Source organism: Helicobacter pylori (assembly GCA_008032935.1).
Taxonomy (GTDB): domain Bacteria; phylum Campylobacterota; class Campylobacteria; order Campylobacterales; family Helicobacteraceae; genus Helicobacter; species Helicobacter pylori_CX.
Map to the genome: position 1 here is coordinate 826,178 of CP032039.1, position 20,239 is coordinate 846,416.

Genomic DNA, 20,239 nt, shown 5'->3' on the forward strand with positions numbered 1-20,239 from the left:
ATTTTTAGTCTTCTTAAAGGGTTTAACATTAAGAGTGATTATAGCAAGTTTTTGAAGAAAAACGAAGTTATTTGATTTAACATTGTTAATAGCCTATGTAAAAGTAAAGTAAAACTACAATAACTCTGTCTTATATTCATTAAGGCAGTGGTAGCGTTTGAAGAATATTCGTGCAATTGTCGTTATTCATTATAAAAGGGCGGGTTTTAAAGGATATTTTAAAATTTAAAACAAGCTTTTAAGAGCAGATGGCGGATGCCTTGCCAAAGAGAGGCGATGAAGGACGTACTAGACTGCGATAAGCTATGCGGAGCTGTCAAGGAGCTTTGATGCGTAGATGTCCGAATGGGGCAACCCAACTAATAGAGATATTAGTTACTCTAATTTAGAGAGCGAACCTAGTGAAGTGAAACATCTCAGTAACTAGAGGAAAAGAAATCAACGAGATTCCCTAAGTAGTGGCGAGCGAACGGGGAAAAGGGCAAACCGAGTGCTTGCATTCGGGGTTGAGGACTGCAACATCCAAGAGAACGCTTTAGCAGAGTTACCTGGAAAGGTAAGCCATAGAAAGTGATAGCCTTGTATGCGACAAGGCGTTCTTAGGTAGCAGGATCCAGAGTAGGCCAGGACACGAGAAATCCAGGTTGAAGCCGGGGAGACCACTCTCCAACCCTAAATACTACTCTTTGAGCGATAGCGAACAAGTACCGTGAGGGAAAGGTGAAAAGAACCGCAGTGAGCGGAGTGAAATAGAACCTGAAACCATCTGCTTACAATCATTCAGAGCCCTATGATTTATCAGGGTGATGGACTGCCTTTTGCATAATGATCCTGCGAGTTGTGGTATCTGGCAAGGTTAAGCGAATGCGAAGCCGTAGCGAAAGCGAGTCTTAATAGGGCGAACAAGTCAGATGCTGCAGACCCGAAGCTAAGTGATCTATCCATGGCCAAGTTGAAACGCGTGTAATAGCGCGTGGAGGACTGAACTCGTACCCATTGAAACGGGTTGGGATGAGCTGTGGATAGGGGTGAAAGGCCAAACAAACTTAGTGATAGCTGGTTCTCTTCGAAATATATTTAGGTATAGCCTCAAGTGATAATAAAAGGGGGTAGAGCCCTGATTGGGCTAGGGCTGCTCGCCGCGGTACCAAACCCTATCAAACTTCGAATACCTTTTATCGTATCTTGGGAGTCAGGCGGTGGGTGATAAAATCAATCGTCAAAAGGGGAACAACCCAGACTACCAAATAAGGTCCCTAAGTTCTATTCTGAGTGGAAAAAGATGTGTGGCTACTCAAACAACCAGGAGGTTGGCTTAGAAGCAGCCATCCTTTAAAGAAAGCGTAACAGCTCACTGGTCTAGTGGTCATGCGCTGAAAATATAACGGGGCTAAGATAGACACCGAATTTGTAGATTGTGTTAAACACAGTGGTAGAAGAGCGTTCATACCAGCGTTGAAGGTATACCGGTAAGGAGTGCTGGAGCGGTATGAAGTGAGCATGCAGGAATGAGTAACGATAAGATATATGAGAATTGTATCCGCCGTAAATCTAAGGTTTCCTACGCGATGGTCGTCATCGTAGGGTTAGTCGGGTCCTAAGCCGAGTCCGAAAGGGGTAGGTGATGGCAAATTGGTTAATATTCCAATACCGACTATGGAGCGTGATGGGGGACGCATAGGGTTAAGCGAGCTAGCTGATGGAAGCGCTAGTCTAAGGGCGTAGATTGGAGGGAAGGCAAATCCACCTCTGTATTTGAAACCCAAACAGGCTCTTTGAGTCCTTTTAGGACAAAGGGAGAATCGCTGATACCGTCGTGCCAAGAAAAGCCTCTAAGCATATCCATAGTCGTCCGTACCGCAAACCGACACAGGTAGATGAGATGAGTATTCTAAGGCGCGTGAAAGAACTCTGGTTAAGGAACTCTGCAAACTAGCACCGTAAGTTCGCGATAAGGTGTGCCGCAGCAATGCGGTCTCAGCAAAGAGTCCCTCCCGACTGTTTACCAAAAACACAGCACTTTGCCAACTCGTAAGAGGAAGTATAAGGTGTGACGCCTGCCCGGTGCTCGAAGGTTAAGAGGATGCGTCAGTCGCAAGATGAAGCGTTGAATTGAAGCCCGAGTAAACGGCGGCCGTAACTATAACGGTCCTAAGGTAGCGAAATTCCTTGTCGGTTAAATACCGACCTGCATGAATGGCGTAACGAGATGGGAGCTGTCTCAACCAGAGATTCAGTGAAATTGTAGTGGAGGTGAAAATTCCTCCTACCCGCGGCAAGACGGAAAGACCCCGTGGACCTTTACTACAACTTAGCACTGCTAATGGGAATATCATGCGCAGGATAGGTGGGAGGCTTTGAAGTAAGGGCTTTGGCTCTTATGGAGCCATCCTTGAGATACCACCCTTGATGTTTCTGTTAGCTAACTGGCCTGTGTTATCCACAGGCAGGACAATGCTTGGTGGGTAGTTTGACTGGGGCGGTCGCCTCCTAAAAAGTAACGGAGGCTTGCAAAGGTTGGCTCATTGCGGTTGGAAATCGCAAGTTGAGTGTAATGGCACAAGCCAGCCTGACTGTAAGACATACAAGTCAAGCAGAGACGAAAGTCGGTCATAGTGATCCGGTGGTTCTGTGTGGAAGGGCCATCGCTCAAAGGATAAAAGGTACCCCGGGGATAACAGGCTGATCTCCCCCAAGAGCTCACATCGACGGGGAGGTTTGGCACCTCGATGTCGGCTCATCGCATCCTGGGGCTGGAGCAGGTCCCAAGGGTATGGCTGTTCGCCATTTAAAGCGGTACGCGAGCTGGGTTCAGAACGTCGTGAGACAGTTCGGTCCCTATCTGCCGTGGGCGTAGGAAAGTTGAGGAGAGCTGTCCCTAGTACGAGAGGACCGGGATGGACGTGTCACTGGTGCACCAGTTGTTCTGCCAAGAGCATCGCTGGGTAGCTACACACGGATGTGATAACTGCTGAAAGCATCTAAGCAGGAAGCCAACTCCAAGATAAACTTTCCCTGAAGCTCGCACAAAGACTATGTGCTTGATAGGGTAGATGTGTGAGCGCAGTAATGCGTTTAGCTGACTACTACTAATAGAGCGTTTGGCTTGTTTTTTGCTTTTTGATAAGATAACGGCAATAAGCATGGATAAGTTACCACTGCCTTACTGAGTGTAAGAGAGTTGGAGTTTTATGAAGACTTTTATAGGGTTAAACTTTAATGAGGAATGAGATACCATCTCAATGATTTAAAGCTAAAGGCTATTAACGATCTTCTTTGTTAAAAACAGCTCCCTATTGAAGAGAAAGGGGAGTTAAGGGTAAATGCATTTTATCTTTAGCTCCCTTTTCCTTGTGCCTTTAGAGAAGAGGAACTACCCAGTTAACCATTCCGAACCTGGAAGTCAAGCTCTTCATCGCTGATAATACTGCTCTTTTCAAGAGTGGGAATGTAGGTCGGTGCAGGGATAGGGAAATGCTTTTTTAGTCTTGCTTTTTATCTTATTTCATTATTGATTATATTTTAGTGCTTTATTTTTCTGTTGTTTTTTTCATTTTTTTTATTTTTAGTTGTTTTGATTTGGGGTTTTATTGTTTTATTCAAAGGTTTTAGAGTTTTAAGAAAACGAGTTTGAAAACAAAATAAAATTTAAAATCATAAAATAAGATCTAAAATCCAATTTTTTAAAAAGTTTAATATCTTTGGAAAGAGTCCGCATTAATTAAACATGGATTTAAGAAAAAAGTTTTATTCTCTAAAGAATGTAATTATTTATAGAACTCTTATCTAAGCTTCTTTTTAAAGGAAGTTTATGAAGTTTTTTAAAATCCCTAAACTGCACTTCAATTCTAAAGAGCGCTAAGAAATGTTTTTAGAAAGTTTTATTCTTTAAAAAAGTTATCGCTTACAACTAATCTCTTTGGTTTGATTGTAAAAAACGCTTTTAGCGTTTTAGATTTTTATTCTTTTACTTTGCTGGTGTTGTTTTCTGTTTCTTTGCCTTAAAACAAACCATAGAGTCGGCTTGCTACCCTAAAATTCAGGCACTCTTAAACTAAGTCTAAGTCTACTATACTCAAAAGCTTATAAAATCATCAAAAAGAGTGCTGAAATGAATGTTTTGATCAGATTGTGCTTTATTCTTGTGATTGGGTTTTTTGGCACGAAAAATTATTTATAAGGAGATGTTATGGCATTAGATTTAAGTAAATATACTATGGAAGAACGCTTTATTCCAGTATTTTTATTGTTAGATACGAGTGGTTCAATGAATCATTCTTTGGGTAATGGCACACGCATTGGAGTGCTTAATGTTTGTATTCAAAAAATGATAAAAACTCTAAAGCAAGAAGCTAAAAAAGAGTTATTTAGCAAAATGGCTATTGTTACTTTTGGTGAAAATGGTGCGGTTTTGCACACGCCCTTTGATGATATAAAAAACATTGACTTTAAGCCTTTAAGCGCGAGTGGTGGCACCCCTTTAGATCAAGCGTTTAAATTGGCTAAGGATCTTATTGAAGATAAAGACACTTTCCCTACTAAATTCTATAAACCTTATAGCATTTTAGTTTCGGATGGTGAGCCAAATAATGATAAGTGGCAAGAGCCTTTGTTTAACTTCCACCATGATGGGGAGAAGCGCTAAAAGTGTGTGTTGGAGCATTTTTATTGGCGATAGAGATGCCAACCCGCAAGTTAATAAGGATTTTGGCAAAGATGGCGTATTTTACGCAGATGATGTGGAAAAGTTAGTGAAGTTGTTTGAAATCATGACTCAAACCATTAGCAAGGGTTCTGCTTCAATTAAAAAGTTGAACTGGATTCCAGATGAATGATTTAAAATCTTTACGCCACAAAAACGCTTTGTTTATAGATTTAAACGAAGAAGTTGATAGATATTTTAAACTCTTTAAAGAGAAAACATGAAGATCATTATAGATAATTCAGGATCTATGAATGAAAACGGGAAAAAAGAAGCCCTTCAATTATGGCTTTTAGCTTTTGAGCAATTGGCTAAAAATAAAAATATAGATATACAAAAGTGGGATTTAAAGGGTTTAAAAGGGGAGTTTGAAGACGCTTTGTTGTTGAGCGATGGGCATTTTACAGAAGAAATTCAAGTTAAATCCAGTGTGGCTTTTGGAGCGGATGCCAATATGATCAAACTTAAAGAAATCTCTTCTAAAGTGTTTGATAGCACTGAAATTTTTCAAGTATTGCATTTCATGAAGAAAGTGGATGCGATTAAGCAATGAGAGATTTTAAGGCGTTTGGGGCTTCTATTAGGGGAGTATATCATGCGTATGCTAGATTGCCTAATCAAGACGCTTTTTTAATCAGAAAAAATCAAAAGGGGTTATTGCTTGTTTTGTGCGATGGTTTAGGGAGTAAAAAAGATTCACAAATTGGGGCTAAAAAATTGTGCGAGAGCGTAGAAAAAGCCTTAAATGCTATTGATATACAAGGTTGCAACTTAGCGTTATTGAATAAAGTTATTTTTAGTATTTGGGAGTGTCTGCTCTATCCTTTGGAAGTTCGCAATGCACTAAGCACTCTGCAACTGGTTTTTATTGGCAAAGAAAAGGCGTTTATAGGTAAAGTGGGTGATGGGTTGTTAGCTGTTTTAGGAAAAGAACATAGATTATTAAGAGAGGATAAGCAAGATTTAACGCATTTCACAACACCTTTTGATCGCAATACGCTTTTAACTTGGGAAGTCTTAGAGAGTAAAAAAATTGATGCGTTATTCTTATGCACGGATGGATTAGATGAAAGCTTAATAGATGCAAGACGCTTGGATTTTGTTAAGGACATAATCAGTGAATTTAAACATAAAAAAGGCATCAAAAAAGTGCTATACGCTCTTAAAGAATCATAAATTTTATGATGATACGAGTTTGATCATAGCGTATAGAAAGGATAGTTTATGGAGTTAGAAGAAGAAATTATTGATAGTGAGGGGAATATCCATAAGATTGTAGAAGTTTTAGGAAAGGGCGGACAGGGTATAGTGTATCGCTGTTTGGATAAGGATGTGGCTATTAAGGTAGTATTGAGGGATGGAGATTTTGTTAAAGACAAAGAATCCCTTAAACAATATGAAAAAAGCGTTCTAAATTTATCTTTTAAGCCGATAGAGAGGCATTTCCCTATGTCAATTCCGCTAGTAACTTTGAAAGAAAAACAAGGCTATGTGATGAAAATGGCTGAGGGCTATGAACCACTAAAAACTTTTTTAAAGAAGCCCAGTGTTTTAGAAAATGAAGAAAAAGATGGGATTTTTAGGATCAATAATGCCATTCAAGAACTTTGCAAAGATAACCATCATATGGCTTTAAGTTTAAGTTATTACTCACAAACACAAGGATTGAGATCACGATTAAAAATACTCACCCATTTAGCAAAACTTCTATTCAGATTGCAAAGTAAGGGTTTAGTGTATGGGGACTTGAATTTAAACAATGTGTTTTATAAAGATAATTCAGCGTTTTTGATTGATGCGGATAATGTGCGTTATGAGAGCGAAAAAGCCCTATGTGTTATTTTTACGCCTAACTATGGGGCTTTAGAGATTAGCCAAACCTCTAAAGATAGCGATACAACCAATTACAACACCATGCTTAGCGATACCTTTTCTTTTGCCATCATAGCTTATGAACTTTTAAATATGGTTCATCCTTTTGACGGAAATAAGGCAGATGATAATGTAGAAAATTTTATAGAATTGCCTTGGATTGAAGATAGTGAGAATGATAGCAATAATTCTTGTGGCTTACTGCCTTTTTTCTTAACAAGGGATTTAAAAAATTTATTAGTGCAATGCTTTGAAGAAGGCAAAAAAGATCCTTTGAAACGCCCTACTATGCCCTTATTTATAGAGAGCTTAGAAAAAGCTAGCTTGCAAGTGTTAGAATGTGAAAATTGTTCAATGACTTATTATGATAGAGATTATGATAGAGAATGGGAGATTTGCCCTTATTGCGATGCTAAAAAACCTATCAGACTTGTAGCAACAAGTTGTTACCAAAATAGCGAAGTTTTTTATTTTGTCTCGAATTTTACAGACCCTATTTTTTACCGACAACCTTATTTAAGGGGATTGAAGTGGTTAAAAGCGAATGGGAGTTTGCAGAGATTGCTAATAATATATTGATTTTTCATCATGGCATACAACAAGAAAAGATTCTCATTAATAATAAAAGATTGGATCACTATAGGATAGAAATAGATTTAGAAAAAGAATTGACTATTTCATACAATGGTTTTTTAATTAAGGTTCAAAAATGCTGAGTTCTATCAAAGAATATAGCATCATCAAGGCTTATAATCTCAATACCGCAAAACTAGAGCCAAAAGATAGAGAAAAATTGGGATTATTAAAGATTGAAAAAAATAAAATATATTTTCATCTAGATGAAGAGCGTTATTTGAAATTAGAGATCATAGGCGAAACCAAAGAAAAAGAAATTAAAAACGCTTTTTGCAGTAACGCTTTTCTTGCAGCTCAAGTCCTAAATTTAAGCGAAAACCAAGAAAGACAAGTTTTAGAATTGAAGTGCCATTTCTTCAAACGCCCTATAAAATTCTTCCTGAACCATTAAACATTAATTTCAAAGACACAATCGCAGAAAAGTTACTAAAAGGTATGGGCAAAGACAAAAAACTAGAAGATTTTAAAGAAACTTGTATTTTAGAAATGGCTGGTTTTACTTATTTTGTGTGCGTATTGCCTTATGAAGATGAGAATAAAGAGAATAGTGAAGAGATTTAAAAGAAGATTTCAGGCTGTTAAATACCAAGGGGGATTAAGCGTTAAGCGCGCTTTGATAAATAATAGGCATTCTTATGAAGCGATAAAATTAAGACCCATTAAACAAGCACTAGCGCCTGGTTTGTGTTTGTTTTTTCAAGGTTCATTAGAGTTTAATGATAAAACCACAAAAACCATGCGAACGAGCCTTTTAGACCAGATCCAGCAAGATGAAAAATCTTATTTAAAAATTTGGAAAAAATATCTCATCAAAAGTGCTCAAAAAAGTTTTAATGAGGCAAAAGAAGTGGGGGTTTTAGAGATTGAAAGCGTGAGTAAAGCAGGAGGGAATTTAAGAATTCGTTTTAAGCCAGCTTTAGGCAAGAATAAAATGGAAATCTTAATAAAGAAAGCGCAATTAAGAGAGGGGAGTGATTTAGGGGTTTTAGAGGAATTAGACCCACAAAACGAAGAAAGCTTAATCAATCTTATTTCTGAACAAAAGAAACAAATTTCTAAAAACAACAGCCAATCAATAATGATTAAAGACATTAGTGGGGATGATTTTATTATAGATTACAATCCTTCCATAAAAGAGGGCGATGCTTTTCATTTAAATTATATGGGGGATCTAAATACGCTTAAAAAACAATATAGTGCATTAGATAAAACAAAGAAAGGTTTGAGCGCCAATCCTAATTTAGGATTAATTTTAAACATTAAAGAGGATAAAGAGAATAGTGATAGCGATAATAATACTGCAGACACGATGGATGAATTCTTAAAAGAGATTTTATCAAATTATCAAACAAGATCTTTAGGGTTAACCAAAAGAGTTAGAAAGAAGATTTTTAAGAATGAACCCATAGAAAATCAAGAAAAAGCCATAAAGATCGCTCTAAATACCCCTGATATTGCTATTATCCAAGGGCCTCCTGGAACGGGCAAAACCACTGTGATCAATGCCATTTGTGAGAGATTGTTTGAAGAATACCCTAAGGATAAAAATATCAAGGGGCAAATTTTACTGTGTGCTCAAGGGCATGATGCGACTAACAATGTGCGTGAGCGCATCAAAGTAGGGGGATTGCCCACTTTTAAATTTGGTGCTAAAAAAATGCTAAAGAAGAACAATACAAACAAGATGAAAGATTGAATGAGCGATTGAGAGAGTTTGCTGAAATACTCATAGAAAGCGTGAGGAAAAAACTGCAAAGTTTAGGGGATTATGAAAATATAGAAAAAATTTTGGATTTAGAAGAAGCTCTCAGACGCTACTATAGTTCGCCTATTAGCGAATTGGAATTTTTAAAAGAAATAGAAAAAAATGCGATCTTTTTTGATTCTTCTATGCGTGAAAGGCTGAGCCAATTAAAAGCAGGGCAGCAAAAACAAGAAATGCCTGCCAACCTATCTATTATCCATGCTTTACGCGCCACACAAGAGGGGTTTGAAGATGATGGAGTTATGCGTAATTATGATCTTTTAGAAAGCCAGTTTAAAGAAAATCTTACCAAAGAAGATAGAGAGCTTTTAAAATCGCCTAAGCCAAATTTAGAAAAGTTACAAGAGCTTAAAATAAGATTGTTAGAAAAGAATGCCCCTAAAAGAAAATATGAAATTCCTAAACCCAACGAAGAAGTAGTGTCCTTAGCTGATGACTTGCTAGAAATTCTTTCTTCTCAAAGTCCTAATGACAAACGCATCAGAGTTTTATTGGAATATCTAAGCGTTTTAGAAAGAACTCCATGGGATTTAGAGAGCTTGTTAAGGGATTATAATTTTGTTTTTTCTAGCACCACAGGGCAACACAATCAAGCATTGGAAAGAAAAGAAACCCCTTATTTTGATAGCGTGATTGTTGATGAAGCGGCCAAGGCTAACCCCTTAGAATTGCTTATGGTGATGGCATTAGCCAAAGAGTGCATTGTTTTGGTGGGCGATGACAGACAATTGCCGCATTATTTAGACGATGAGATAGGAAGATGAGAGTCAAGATGCGCAATATGAGAAAGAAGCTCAAAGAAAGAGCTCAAAAGTTAAAAGAGCTAGATGGTAAGGAGCGCTTTATTACCCTAAACATGCAATACAGAATGCATCCCTTGTTGGGGCAATTAGTGAGCGATGTTTTTTACAAACCTCACAATGAAAGTTTTGAATCGTCTTTAGAAGAAAAGCCTTTCAAACACAATCTGAGAGTTTTGGATAACAAGCCTTTGGCATGGATAGATGTCAAAAATTCTAAAGAAAAAAGGAATGCTGATGGTTCTTACTATAGGGAGAGTGAAATTACAGCAATTAAAGAATGCTTAGACCTTTTTATGAAAGATGAGCCAAATTTCACTTTTGGGGTGATTACTTTTTTTAGCGAGCAAAAAAGGCTATTAGAACAAGCTTTAAAAGGATACGCTAATTTGGAGATAGGCACTGTGGATAGCTTTCAAGGTAAGGAATTTGATGTTGTGTTTTTATCAAGCGTAAGAACTCGCCATACTGAGAGTTTTGGGTTTTTAAAAGACTCTCCGCGTCTGTGTGTGGCTTTGAGCCGCCAAAAAAGAGCACTCATTGTAGCAGGGGATAAAGAGAAATTTGACACACCAGAAGCAAAAGATAAGGTCTCAGGCCTGTTTGAGTTTTTACAATCATGTAAAAAAGAGGGCAAAATTTTATGAAAATTATTAGCTTTGAAAATCATTCTGTTTGAGATAAACATCTATTGATTCCTTGCAGAATTTATTGCGTAGAATTAGAAATTGGGCATAATGATTTAGGGTTAAATGCAATAGAAAAATGCACTTTAAAACTAAAAGAATTAGGGGTAAAAGATGAAGAATTAAAAGGTTTTTTAGGGTTTGGGGGTGAGTTGGATCTGTTAGAGCCTATTTTAGAAAACATTGAGACTAAAACGCTTGAAGAGTATAAAAAAATTCATGCGCATTTTTACTACAATCTAATCAATCAAGAATTTTTGCATTTTGTGGATTTGGAGCGTGTCAGAGCTATAGATGGAAAAGAGTTAAAAAATAATATAGTGGAGTTTCTTGCAGACTCTAGTTTCAAGGCAGAGAGCCTATACTATCCAAAAGAAAATAACAAGTCATTAAATGTGAATGAGATAATAATCCGTAAAACGATAGAGACATCTATAAAATACCATAAGCAAGATACTTTACGCCGTGCAAAAGTGGTGAGTTGGCATGTTTTAGAAGGAGTTTATTATTTGCATGCCAAAGCCTTTGATGATAGTAAGGAAATAAGAGTGGAATGCAAGAATCACCTTATTGAAAAGATGGCAGAAAAATTAGAGGAAACTAATCCTGAATGGTTTAAAAAATGGAAGGAAAAACAATACACCCAAACCGGCGAATCTAAGCCATCAAAACGAATCAAAGTTTTTAAAAACTTTACGGCATTTGATGACAGATTGCATACAATTGAAAGTGATTTAAAAAATCTGGATACCCATCAAAAAAAGTTTGAAATTTGTGGGGCTCTGTATGACATTTATGAACAAATTTTTGATGAAACACCAAGCTTGAAAGGGCGCGATTTAGAAACATACAAAGCACAAGATTTGTCAAAGAAATTCATGCGTTTAGGTTTTGAACAGATCTCAAAGGATTTAAACGACTCTAGATTGAACGCTTTATGCGCTATGAGGAAAAAGTCATGCAAGCTTTGGCTAAAAAATACCCTAGTTTTTTACAAGATTTGCATGATATAAAAAAATATAGGAATAAAGATAAACACGGCGAGAAACCACAAGATGGGTCTTCTTTAACGAGAGTGGAATTAGAAAGATACAGAGATGGAATTTATTTTCTAGTAGAAAATCTTTTAAAAAACCCCTTGATTAAAGAGAGAGAAAATGCTCAAGAAGAAAAACATGAAGAAAAACATTATAAGAAAAATGCAGAGATTGACGCCCGATCCCAGCTATCAAACTTAAACGCACCCAAACCCTTATTTGAATGTTTTGTGGGAGTTAATCTGGCCAAAGCCAAATATTATTCTAAAAAAGAAGAAAGAGAAAAAGAAAAGATGATTTTGAATTTTTGTAAGATATTTGAAATTATTCTTTTTGAAGCTATCCAAAAACAACCAAAGCTTGATCTTAAAACTAAAGACGAACTTTTAGGGGATTATCCTAATCTTAAAAATTTAGATTCTTTAAGAGAAGTGAGGGAAGACTTTTTGAAAAGAGCGTTTGAGTATAATAAAGCGAGTTTGGGAGCGTATGTGTTAGTGTTGCTTAGCTGTAAGTATTTTGAGAGCGTGTTTGAAAAAGTTCAAGAATGGCTAGATTTTATCGCTAGGCTTATTGCTTTGAGAGGCCATATGCACAAGATAACTAAAGAACTTGAAAGTTTAAAAGAAGAGGATTTAAAAAAATTGGAAAAACAAGCACTAGAATATTTTAATAAAATAGCAAATAAAATATATCCAAAGGAGAAACGATGAATGAAAATGAAATGAGGCACAAAGAAAATAGGGTAATTGGAAAAAAAGAAATTGAAATAATTGGAATTAACTCAGATAATAAAGAAGCTAAAGGAGAAACGATGAGTAAGAATGAAGAATTGGAGCTAAGAGCTAGAGAAACTGAGTTGGATAAAAGAGTAGCTGAGTTGGATAAAAGAGAAAAACAGATTAGAAAAAAATTGATGCGTTCAAACAAGAAAAAAAGTTTATCTAAAAAACCGAAAAGAATTTGAAGATTTTATAAAAGATAGAGAGGTATTTAAAAAAGAGCAGGTTCAAAAAGTTGAAGAGGACTTACGGACTTATGAAAAAGAGCGAAAAGAATTGATCTTAGAAACAATAAGCAAGCAACTACAAGAGCAACAAGAATCTCTCAATAAAGATTATAGAAAGAAGCTAGAAAGCATCAAAGAGCGCTCCGATAGGCTAGAGAGTAATCTTAAAACGCAATTTGACGCTCAATTAGAAAAATGGGAGCAAAATTTTAAGGGCTATGAACAACAACTAACAGACATCTTAAATGAAAGAGAACAGCTAGATTTGGATCAACAGCGTCTTAATGCCCAAAAACAAGCGCTTGAAAACCACATGAAGCAAAGAGAAGAATAGATCAAAAAGGAAAACCGAAACGAGATAGAGCGTTTAAAAAAAAGAAAAGAATGATTTGCATGCCCAACTAGATGAAAAGGCAGATGAAACGAACGCTCTGAGACAAAAAAACAGAGAACTGAACAAAAAAATAGATTGGCAAAAAGATTATGACAGGGAAAAATTAGAACGAGATAATAGGGATTTAGAACAATGCAAAGAGGATTTATTAGCCGCTAACGAGAAGCTAAAAAATAGAATCCAAGAATGGGAAAATGAAAAAAGCAAGCTTGATCCAAGAGATGAAAGAATAGAAGAGTTAAAAGAAGAAAAAAGGGAATTAGAGGGAATTCGAGCCCAGAAAGAGAACGCAGAACAAAAATATAACACTCTTTCAGTCCACAATAAGCAATTAGAAGCTGAGTTAAATATGCTTAACGAAAGATTTGAAAACCTGAAAAATATGTATGCTGGGGTAGAGGATTTTGAAAAACGCCAAAAAAATATTAAAGAACAAATTGTAAAAACCAACCCCAAAGTCTTAGGTGCACCTTCAAACGAAGTGGAAGAATTAGCGTTCTTAGAGCGCATAGAAAAAGGCATGCAAGAGTTCAATGTTTTCTATCCTAAGCGTTTATTGTATATGTTCCACACCGCTTTAAAAAGCTCATCTCTATCGCCATTGAGCGTGCTAAGTGGGGTGAGTGGGACAGGAAAATCTGAACTGCCTAAGCTCTATGCGCATTTTGGGGGGCTAAATTTTTTAAGCATTGCTGTGCAGCCTACTTGGGATAGCCCAGAATCGTTGATGGGGTATTTTAATGCGATAGAAAACAAATTTGATGCGACAGAGTTTTTACGCTTTTTTATCCAAACCACTTTGAGCAATAATGAAGAACCATACGGCTTAAAAGAAGCGATGAATATTGTGTTGCTTGATGAAATGAATCTAGCCCACATTGAATTGTATTTTGCAGAATTTTTGAGCAAGCTAGAGATTAAGCGCAGTAAAGAAACTAATATCAGCATTAAACTAGGCACCGGCTTAACTTGGGAATTGCCCTTAGGCGATAATTTATTGTTTGTGGGCACGATGAATGAAGATGAAAGCACCAAAATGTTAAGCGATAAGGTGCTAGACAGGGCGTTTTGTTTGAACTTTGAGAGACCTAAAATATTGAAAAGCAAGCAACAAAAATCTCTTCCTAGTAATGATGGATATTTAAAAGCTGAAACTTTTAATTGTTGGATAAACAAAAAGGGTGATCAAGAAGCTAATCTGGAAGGAAAATATAAAAAACTAACCGAAAGGATCAATGAACGCTTGAACGCTAGAAGCATTGGGCATAGAGTGTGGCAAAGCATGAGCGCTTATATGCATAACCACCCTTTAGTTCTCCATGCTTTTGATAAGGATAAGGCTTTAGAATTCGCTTATGAAGAATGCTTGGTTTTAAAGATTTTCCCCAAACTTAGAGGGGTTCAGACACGCAACAACCAACACTTAACAAAGATTCAAGATCTATTGAAAGACTTTAGCGTGTCTTCGGATTTCAAACAAGCTATGGAAAATGATTCCAAAGAGTTTGTGTTTAACAGCGCTAACTGTTTGAATAATGCCGAATATGAAAAACTTCTCAAAAAGTAGCATGCAATGGATCTAGAAGAACTCTATGCGCCTAATCACATAGAGCGTTTGAAAGCACGGAGTTTTTTAAGATCGATTGCTTTTTTTTGATGATTTTAGCGCTTCTTTTGAATACAGAGATTTATTTAGCGTTTTGGAAAATATCGTGCAATTTGATTATGAAAAAAAGCCGTATAAAGATGATTTGTATTTTTTGTGCAAATTTGTGGATCCAGCCCTAAAGGCTATCTTTAGCAATCTAAATACCAATATCTGCAGAAAACATTTAAAAATGCCTTTAGAAAAGGCTAGGGAATTTGACGCTAAATGCGTATTGTATTTAGCCAAGCGACCAGGTCGTAGTTTGAAAGAAAAGTTGTGCGACAATAAAGTATTGAGCGTCAAGCGTTATGTGAATGTCAATACGCATGAAAACAGGTTTCTCAAGCGTTTCATTAAAGAATTTTTAAAAATAATTCATTGGCGCGAGATAGAATTTCAACAGGTTTTTGAAGAGTTGATTTTCAGCATAACAAGTTTTTTAAAGAGTGGAGTAGCCCAACAAATTGACGAAAAACAAGCCATCATGCCTAATAACTTGTTGCATTTTGATAAGCATTATAAACGCATTTTTAAAGCCCATGATTGGCTTTATGATGGTGTGGGGTCATTGATGAATTTGGATCAAATTTTCTATTTGGAGTATTCATACCAAGCCCAATTTTATACTTCTATAAATATTGAACCCACGCTAATTAGAAATGAACAAGATTTATACGCGCTAATTAAAGATAGTTTTCCAGTGAAAAATTTATCGTTTGAAAAGATGCGTTTAAAAGCGAAAGAGTTTTTTGAAAATGAATTAAAACAGCCTATAAATTTAAATCAAGAAATCCCGCAATTGGAATTGTGTAAGGGAGTTTATAAAGAAATGTATATTGATATGTTTAGCCCCAAACCCTTCGCTTTGTTAGTGGGTAATGGCAATGAAGAAAAGATTTTAAAGCTCCCCCTTTTAGCCAAAAATCAGGAGGATAATATTTACATCAACGCTAATGGCGCTAAGGGTGAGATAAATAAAAAAGGTTATTTGGCCAACGCTCTCAAAGACTATGATGAGACTCTTGTGGAAGCTTTTATGAGAGATTTCAAGGAACGCTATAAGATAGAAAAATTATATTATTTATTAGATGATAATATTAAAAATTTTGAATTTGCTAAGATCAAGCATAAAATAAGCTTGTATTTTAAAGACGCAAAATTCTATCCTAAAAGCGTTGCTTTAGGACTTAGTTCTTTGTTTGAAAATAAATTAAAGAAAAATGAGCGTTTGCGTTATAACGGCGTGGATTTGGTCGTTAAAGAAAACCATAAAAGTAAGACCTTTAATAATTGTGGCTTGGTTTTGGAGAGGCAAAAAAGCGATGATTCAAAAGAGGCCCTTATTTTACAAGATTCTTTTATCAAAAAAGCTTTAAAAAATTTTAAAAGAGCCTTAGGATTAGAAAAAGAAGGCTTTATTCTGTATAAAGAATGCTTGCCTAAGCTCTCTATGGAAGTGATTGAAGACGGGTGGTTTAAAAGCCTTGAGATCATTAAAGATAAAACAATTTTAGGAGATAAAGAAACCCTAGAGATTGAAACGCCTTTTATTATCCCTAAAGGGCGAGAAAGCCTTGCTTTGCCCTTGATCCTAAATGAAGAAAAAATCGCCTATCAAGGCAAAATCATCTCTAAAGATTTTCCCCTAGAAAATGACGAAGAATACAAACTCACGCTCACTTATGACATTGGCACCGAGTTTGACTATGTGTTAGAGTTTAAACCTGTCAATAATGATTTAAAGCCCATTGTTATAGAATGGCAGCGTATTGACACCAATGGGGTTGAACTCCCTACGCCCGATCCCATCAAAAAACCAAGTATTAATGAACTAAAAAGCGACTTTAATCCTAATAAGGGCAAAAGTTCTGATTTGTTTGAGTGGGCGCTAGAGCAATTAGAGACATTGAAAGATTTAAATAGTCCACCCAGATTTGTTATAGAATTCTCAGATAAAAAACTAAAATGCGGTAGAATCTCAAGAATAAGGAATGATAGAAACAATCAACTTTTTTACATAGTGGAAACAAATGGTAAAGAAGTTTTTTGTCATAGCCGTCAGTGCAAAGAGAGCGCGAACAAAGATGAGCTTTCACAAGGCGTGCAAGTGTGTTTGGAAGTGTTTTTAGATAGGGAAGACCCTAGTAAATATCGAGGTAAAATTTATGGTTTGGAAAAAAATAAAGAAAAAGTTTTATTAAATACAGCTAAAAATAATTATCAAAGAAAACCTCTAGATGAGAAAATTGAACACAGAATAAAAGCACTCAAAAGAATCAAGTATCCTTGTTTAAAAATTTTTTCACATTACACGCTTGAGGAGTTAGAAACCCTAAATCCTGAATTTGCTACTCCTTTTAAAGAACATTTGAGGCGGTTAGAAGAGTATTATTTTGACCCACAAACAGACAAAGATTTTAAAAAAGAGATCCTGGATTTCTTTGGTCGCTTGAATGATAGCATTCCCGCAAAATTACAACAAGAATTTATTAAATTATCTTTTAAATTACCTTCTACGGATTTTTTAAGCAGATGTTTAGGCTCTCTTGAAAAAGACTTTCAAAAAACAATTTTTAAGAATCTTAAAGTTAACCCAAAGACTTTAAGCATTGTGGCTAGGGCTAGTTGGATTAATGAGAAATTTTTAAAGAACTTGATGGCTCAAACCGACTTGGAGCAGCAAAAAGGCTTTTTAAAGCGTATAGAAGAGTGTTTGAAAGATCCTGAGTCGTTTTATTTCAGTAGCGCATGCGAATTGTTGTTAGCGTTTTTGTCTTATCGTAACGCTAAAAGAGAGTTAGAATTGATCCCTGAAAGCGAGAAAACCATGCGTTTATTGGACAGCATAGATAAAGCGATAGAAAAAGAGACTAAAATTAAAAGCTTTGTAAAATTAGAGCTAAAAAATCAAAGCTTCAACAATATCCCACCTTTGTTGTCGGCGTTACGCTTGTATTTAAGGGGGGATTCGGAAGGTGTTGGAATTGAAATTAAGGGGACAGAAGAGAATGAATAAATCAAACAAATTAGTCATTATCAATCGCGCCATTCCAGGTGGGGGCAAGACTTCTTTGACCAAACAGATTGAAGAGTCGGCAAAAAGCTTGGGGCGTTCTATCAGCGTTCATTCTACCGATGAATATTTCATCCAAATAGATGAAAAGGGTATCAGGCGTTATGTTTTTGATAAAAAGAAACTCAATGAATACCACCAAAACAATCAAGAAGCCTTCAAACAAGCTTTAGAAAATCGTATAGATATTGTAGTGTGCGATAACACCAATTTTGAATCGTGGCAAAGCAAACCATATGCAGATATGGCTAGAGAATTTGGCTATAAAATTTTGTTGATTGATTTTAAACCCAGAGAATTAGAATTGCATTTAGAAGCTCAAAGGGTAACCAAAGAACGCCCTGATGCGCATCAAGTTGATAAAGATGTGTTAGAAAGAATGCATAAAGAGCATAGGATTTCTAGTCCTTGCTTGGATAAGACCAAGATTTTAAGAATAGATACCTTAGAAACCCCCATGAATTATGGATGGGATATTGAGCAATGCGTCAAAAAGCCACGAGGTATTGCAAAGCATTATGACTATGATTTTTATTTGGAGAGGGTTTTGGTTAAGCCACAGGATTATGAGAAACAAAATAGAGAGTTGAGCCTAAAAGCCTTAGAATTTTTAAAATACAATTTTGATTTTGATGTGATTTTTTATTCTTTTGGGGAGCAATTAATGCCTATTTTTTTAGGAATGCGTCAATTTAGCGCTCAAAAGCATGTTTTTATCACTTCTAGTTCCAAAAACGCTAAGGCATTAAAGAGATTTTTTGAAGAACGAAAAGAAACTAATGAGAATTTTCAAATCAATACCGATCGTCTTCATTCTATAGAAGTGAATGTTTTTGAACCTAAAAATATTTATGAAAACATTTTGGAACATACAAACGAACATGGCTTAAAGGATAAGAGATTGTGTTTTAATTTGACGGTGGGACTAAGATGATGTTTCTAGCAGGGCTAAAGGCATCAGAATGTTTTCAAGCGCCTTATTTCTATATTGAAGAAAAGGCTCAACAATTATCATTTTTTAAAAATCCAAGCGAAATTGAACCTTTTGTTATCCCGGCTATCCCCATTAAAGATGTGGAGACTTTTTTCTCTCTGCATGTTTCAAGTCATAAGATAGAACAAAATGGTATTGTAGATGAAAAGAGTTTAGGAAAGATACAAGAGCGTAAAAATTTAAGCAACTTATTGTATGAACATCGTTCAAGAATTATTGAAAATTATCAAAAAATTAATGATAGTTATTCTAAAGATAAAACGATGGATATTGATGAAAATAATCTTAAATTGCTTTACAAAGACCATCAAGTTTGCGTGAATATAGATGGAAAGAAAATAGAGCTCAGATATTTAGAAGATGAAGATGATTTTAGAAAATACATTATAGGGGGTTGGTTTGAAGAATATATTTATTGTGAATTACTGGAGTTGCTAGACAAACAAGTGATCTATGATCTACGCTTGAATATGATTTTGGGCGTTGAAAACACAAACGCCATTCAAGGAGATAAGCGTCCTATTTATACTGAGCTTGACATAGCTTTTAGCAATGGTAAAAATCTCTATGTTGTAGAGTGCAAGAGTGGGGAGTTAAAAAATAAGGGGGTTTTAACCGCTCTATCCACTAACACTCAAATTTTTGGTGGAGCCAATGCGAAATGCATTTTAATATCAATTGATGGTAATTTGGGAAAAGGTATTCAAGAAAAAGTTAAAGTTTTGAACATTGAGTTTATCTTTGAAGATTTTAAAAAAAATATTGAGAATTATATTAATAACTCTAGGCGTTGATAAATTAGGGAGAGGGTGTTTAGCCAATGTTAAACCAATATGCTATTGGATTTTAGAGTTTTTAAGAAACAATTAGTGCCAATGAATCCCAATAATCAAGTCAATTATAAGCTTACTCTCAATCTTAAAGAGTTGAAAGAAATTACAAATCTCACTAAAGAGTTAAAGAGAATTTTAGAATCAGATTAATATTTTTAGATAGGATTAAATGAATCAAAATATTTTAGGAATAGGGTTTGTTTATCCTACCCAAAAACTGGTATGGGAGCTGATCTCACCGATTCAAGCTACTCTCTTTTCTTCAAGCTACTCTCTTTTCTTGAGATCATAGGGCGTTGGTTCCTTGGAGCGATCGTTATTAAAATAAGTTTGGGTTTTTGTGGCAAAATTCTCCCATGCAAGCTTTGTTTAGAGAACTTATCTCTATTGCCCGAACCTTTTGACTCTTTTTCTCATGTTTATATAAAGGTAAGCGTCTGCAAAAGCGTTTAGCGCTTCGCTGTTTTCATCATTATTATTCCAATGGTTCGCTAATTTTTCCAATCGCTGTTTCTTGTTTCATTTTTCCCATGTTGTTTCCTTTTTTCTTTTGTTTCACTGCCAAGCGCATGGCTCTTATGCCATGCGTTTCTCTTACTCTTGTTTAGCTTTTAGATTTTTTTCTACTTTCTCAAGTTCATAATTGATGTTATACACCCACTCTTTAATGGTTTTATTTAAATAGTAGGTTAGCTCATCGTTTAAAACCTCTTTTATTTTATCGTTATATTTTTCTACTAAACGACATACGCTATCGCTTGACACAAGGTCTCCTTTAAATTTCAAGTAT

The 20,239-nt window shown here is 35.7% G+C and carries 8 protein-coding genes, 2 rRNA genes and 9 pseudogenes; all 19 read left to right on the forward strand.

Annotation, left to right across the window (positions count from 1 at the left end; genetic code table 11):
- Positions 1-227: 227 nt before the first annotated feature.
- Positions 228-3,114, forward strand: a 23S ribosomal RNA gene (locus D2C78_04195).
- A 235-nt stretch (positions 3,115-3,349) separates the two neighbouring features.
- A 5S ribosomal RNA gene (gene rrf, locus D2C78_04200) occupies positions 3,350-3,467 on the forward strand.
- A gap of 800 nt (positions 3,468-4,267) precedes the next feature.
- A pseudogene (locus tag D2C78_04205) lies at positions 4,268-4,835 on the forward strand (tellurite resistance protein TerY).
- 246 nt (positions 4,836-5,081) lie between these two features.
- Positions 5,082-5,255, forward strand: a complete 174-nt coding sequence (locus D2C78_04210; protein ID QEF35181.1) for a hypothetical protein — start codon at positions 5,082-5,084, stop codon at positions 5,253-5,255.
- Positions 5,252-5,878: a protein phosphatase gene (locus D2C78_04215; protein ID QEF35182.1), complete on the forward strand. Its 627-nt coding sequence runs from the start codon at positions 5,252-5,254 to the stop codon at positions 5,876-5,878. Before D2C78_04210 ends, D2C78_04215 begins: the two co-directional genes overlap by 4 nt.
- A gap of 48 nt (positions 5,879-5,926) precedes the next feature.
- Positions 5,927-7,290, forward strand: a pseudogene (locus D2C78_04220) (serine/threonine protein kinase).
- A pseudogene (locus D2C78_04225) lies at positions 7,284-8,258 on the forward strand (hypothetical protein). Before D2C78_04220 ends, D2C78_04225 begins: the two co-directional pseudogenes overlap by 7 nt.
- 30 nt (positions 8,259-8,288) lie before the next feature.
- Positions 8,289-9,739 (forward strand): annotated as a pseudogene (locus D2C78_04230) (hypothetical protein).
- Positions 9,740-9,756: 17 nt separating this feature from the next.
- Positions 9,757-10,422: a hypothetical protein gene (locus D2C78_04235; GenBank protein ID QEF35812.1), complete on the forward strand. Its 666-nt coding sequence runs from the start codon at positions 9,757-9,759 to the stop codon at positions 10,420-10,422.
- A pseudogene (locus D2C78_04240) lies at positions 10,419-10,772 on the forward strand (hypothetical protein). The gene D2C78_04235 and the pseudogene D2C78_04240 overlap by 4 nt, the downstream one beginning before the upstream one ends.
- Before the next feature lie 9 nt (positions 10,773-10,781).
- Positions 10,782-12,211, forward strand: a pseudogene (locus tag D2C78_04245) (hypothetical protein).
- Between the two features lie 101 nt (positions 12,212-12,312).
- Positions 12,313-12,446: pseudogene (locus tag D2C78_04250) on the forward strand (hypothetical protein).
- Between the two features lie 110 nt (positions 12,447-12,556).
- On the forward strand, positions 12,557-12,841 hold the full coding sequence (locus D2C78_04255; protein QEF35183.1) for a hypothetical protein: 285 nt from the start codon (positions 12,557-12,559) through the stop codon (positions 12,839-12,841).
- 55 nt (positions 12,842-12,896) lie between these two features.
- The gene (locus D2C78_04260) at positions 12,897-14,468 is read left to right on the forward strand and encodes a restriction endonuclease (GenBank protein QEF35184.1); all 1,572 of its coding nucleotides are present in this window, start codon (positions 12,897-12,899) and stop codon (positions 14,466-14,468) included.
- Between the two features lie 6 nt (positions 14,469-14,474).
- Positions 14,475-17,565 (forward strand): annotated as a pseudogene (locus D2C78_04265) (DUF2357 domain-containing protein).
- 31 nt (positions 17,566-17,596) lie between these two features.
- Complete coding sequence (locus D2C78_04270) at positions 17,597-18,556, forward strand: hypothetical protein (GenBank protein ID QEF35814.1); 960 nt, start codon at positions 17,597-17,599, stop codon at positions 18,554-18,556.
- Positions 18,556-19,410, forward strand: coding sequence for a DUF1887 family protein (locus D2C78_04275; GenBank protein QEF35813.1), 855 nt, complete (start codon positions 18,556-18,558; stop codon positions 19,408-19,410). Before D2C78_04270 ends, D2C78_04275 begins: the two co-directional genes overlap by 1 nt.
- A 39-nt stretch (positions 19,411-19,449) precedes the next feature.
- Positions 19,450-19,599 (forward strand): type II restriction endonuclease, encoded by a 150-nt coding sequence (locus tag D2C78_04280; GenBank protein ID QEF35185.1) that lies wholly within the window; start codon positions 19,450-19,452, stop codon positions 19,597-19,599.
- 138 nt (positions 19,600-19,737) lie between these two features.
- Positions 19,738-20,057 (forward strand): annotated as a pseudogene (locus tag D2C78_04285) (hypothetical protein).
- Positions 20,058-20,239: the final 182 nt, after the last annotated feature.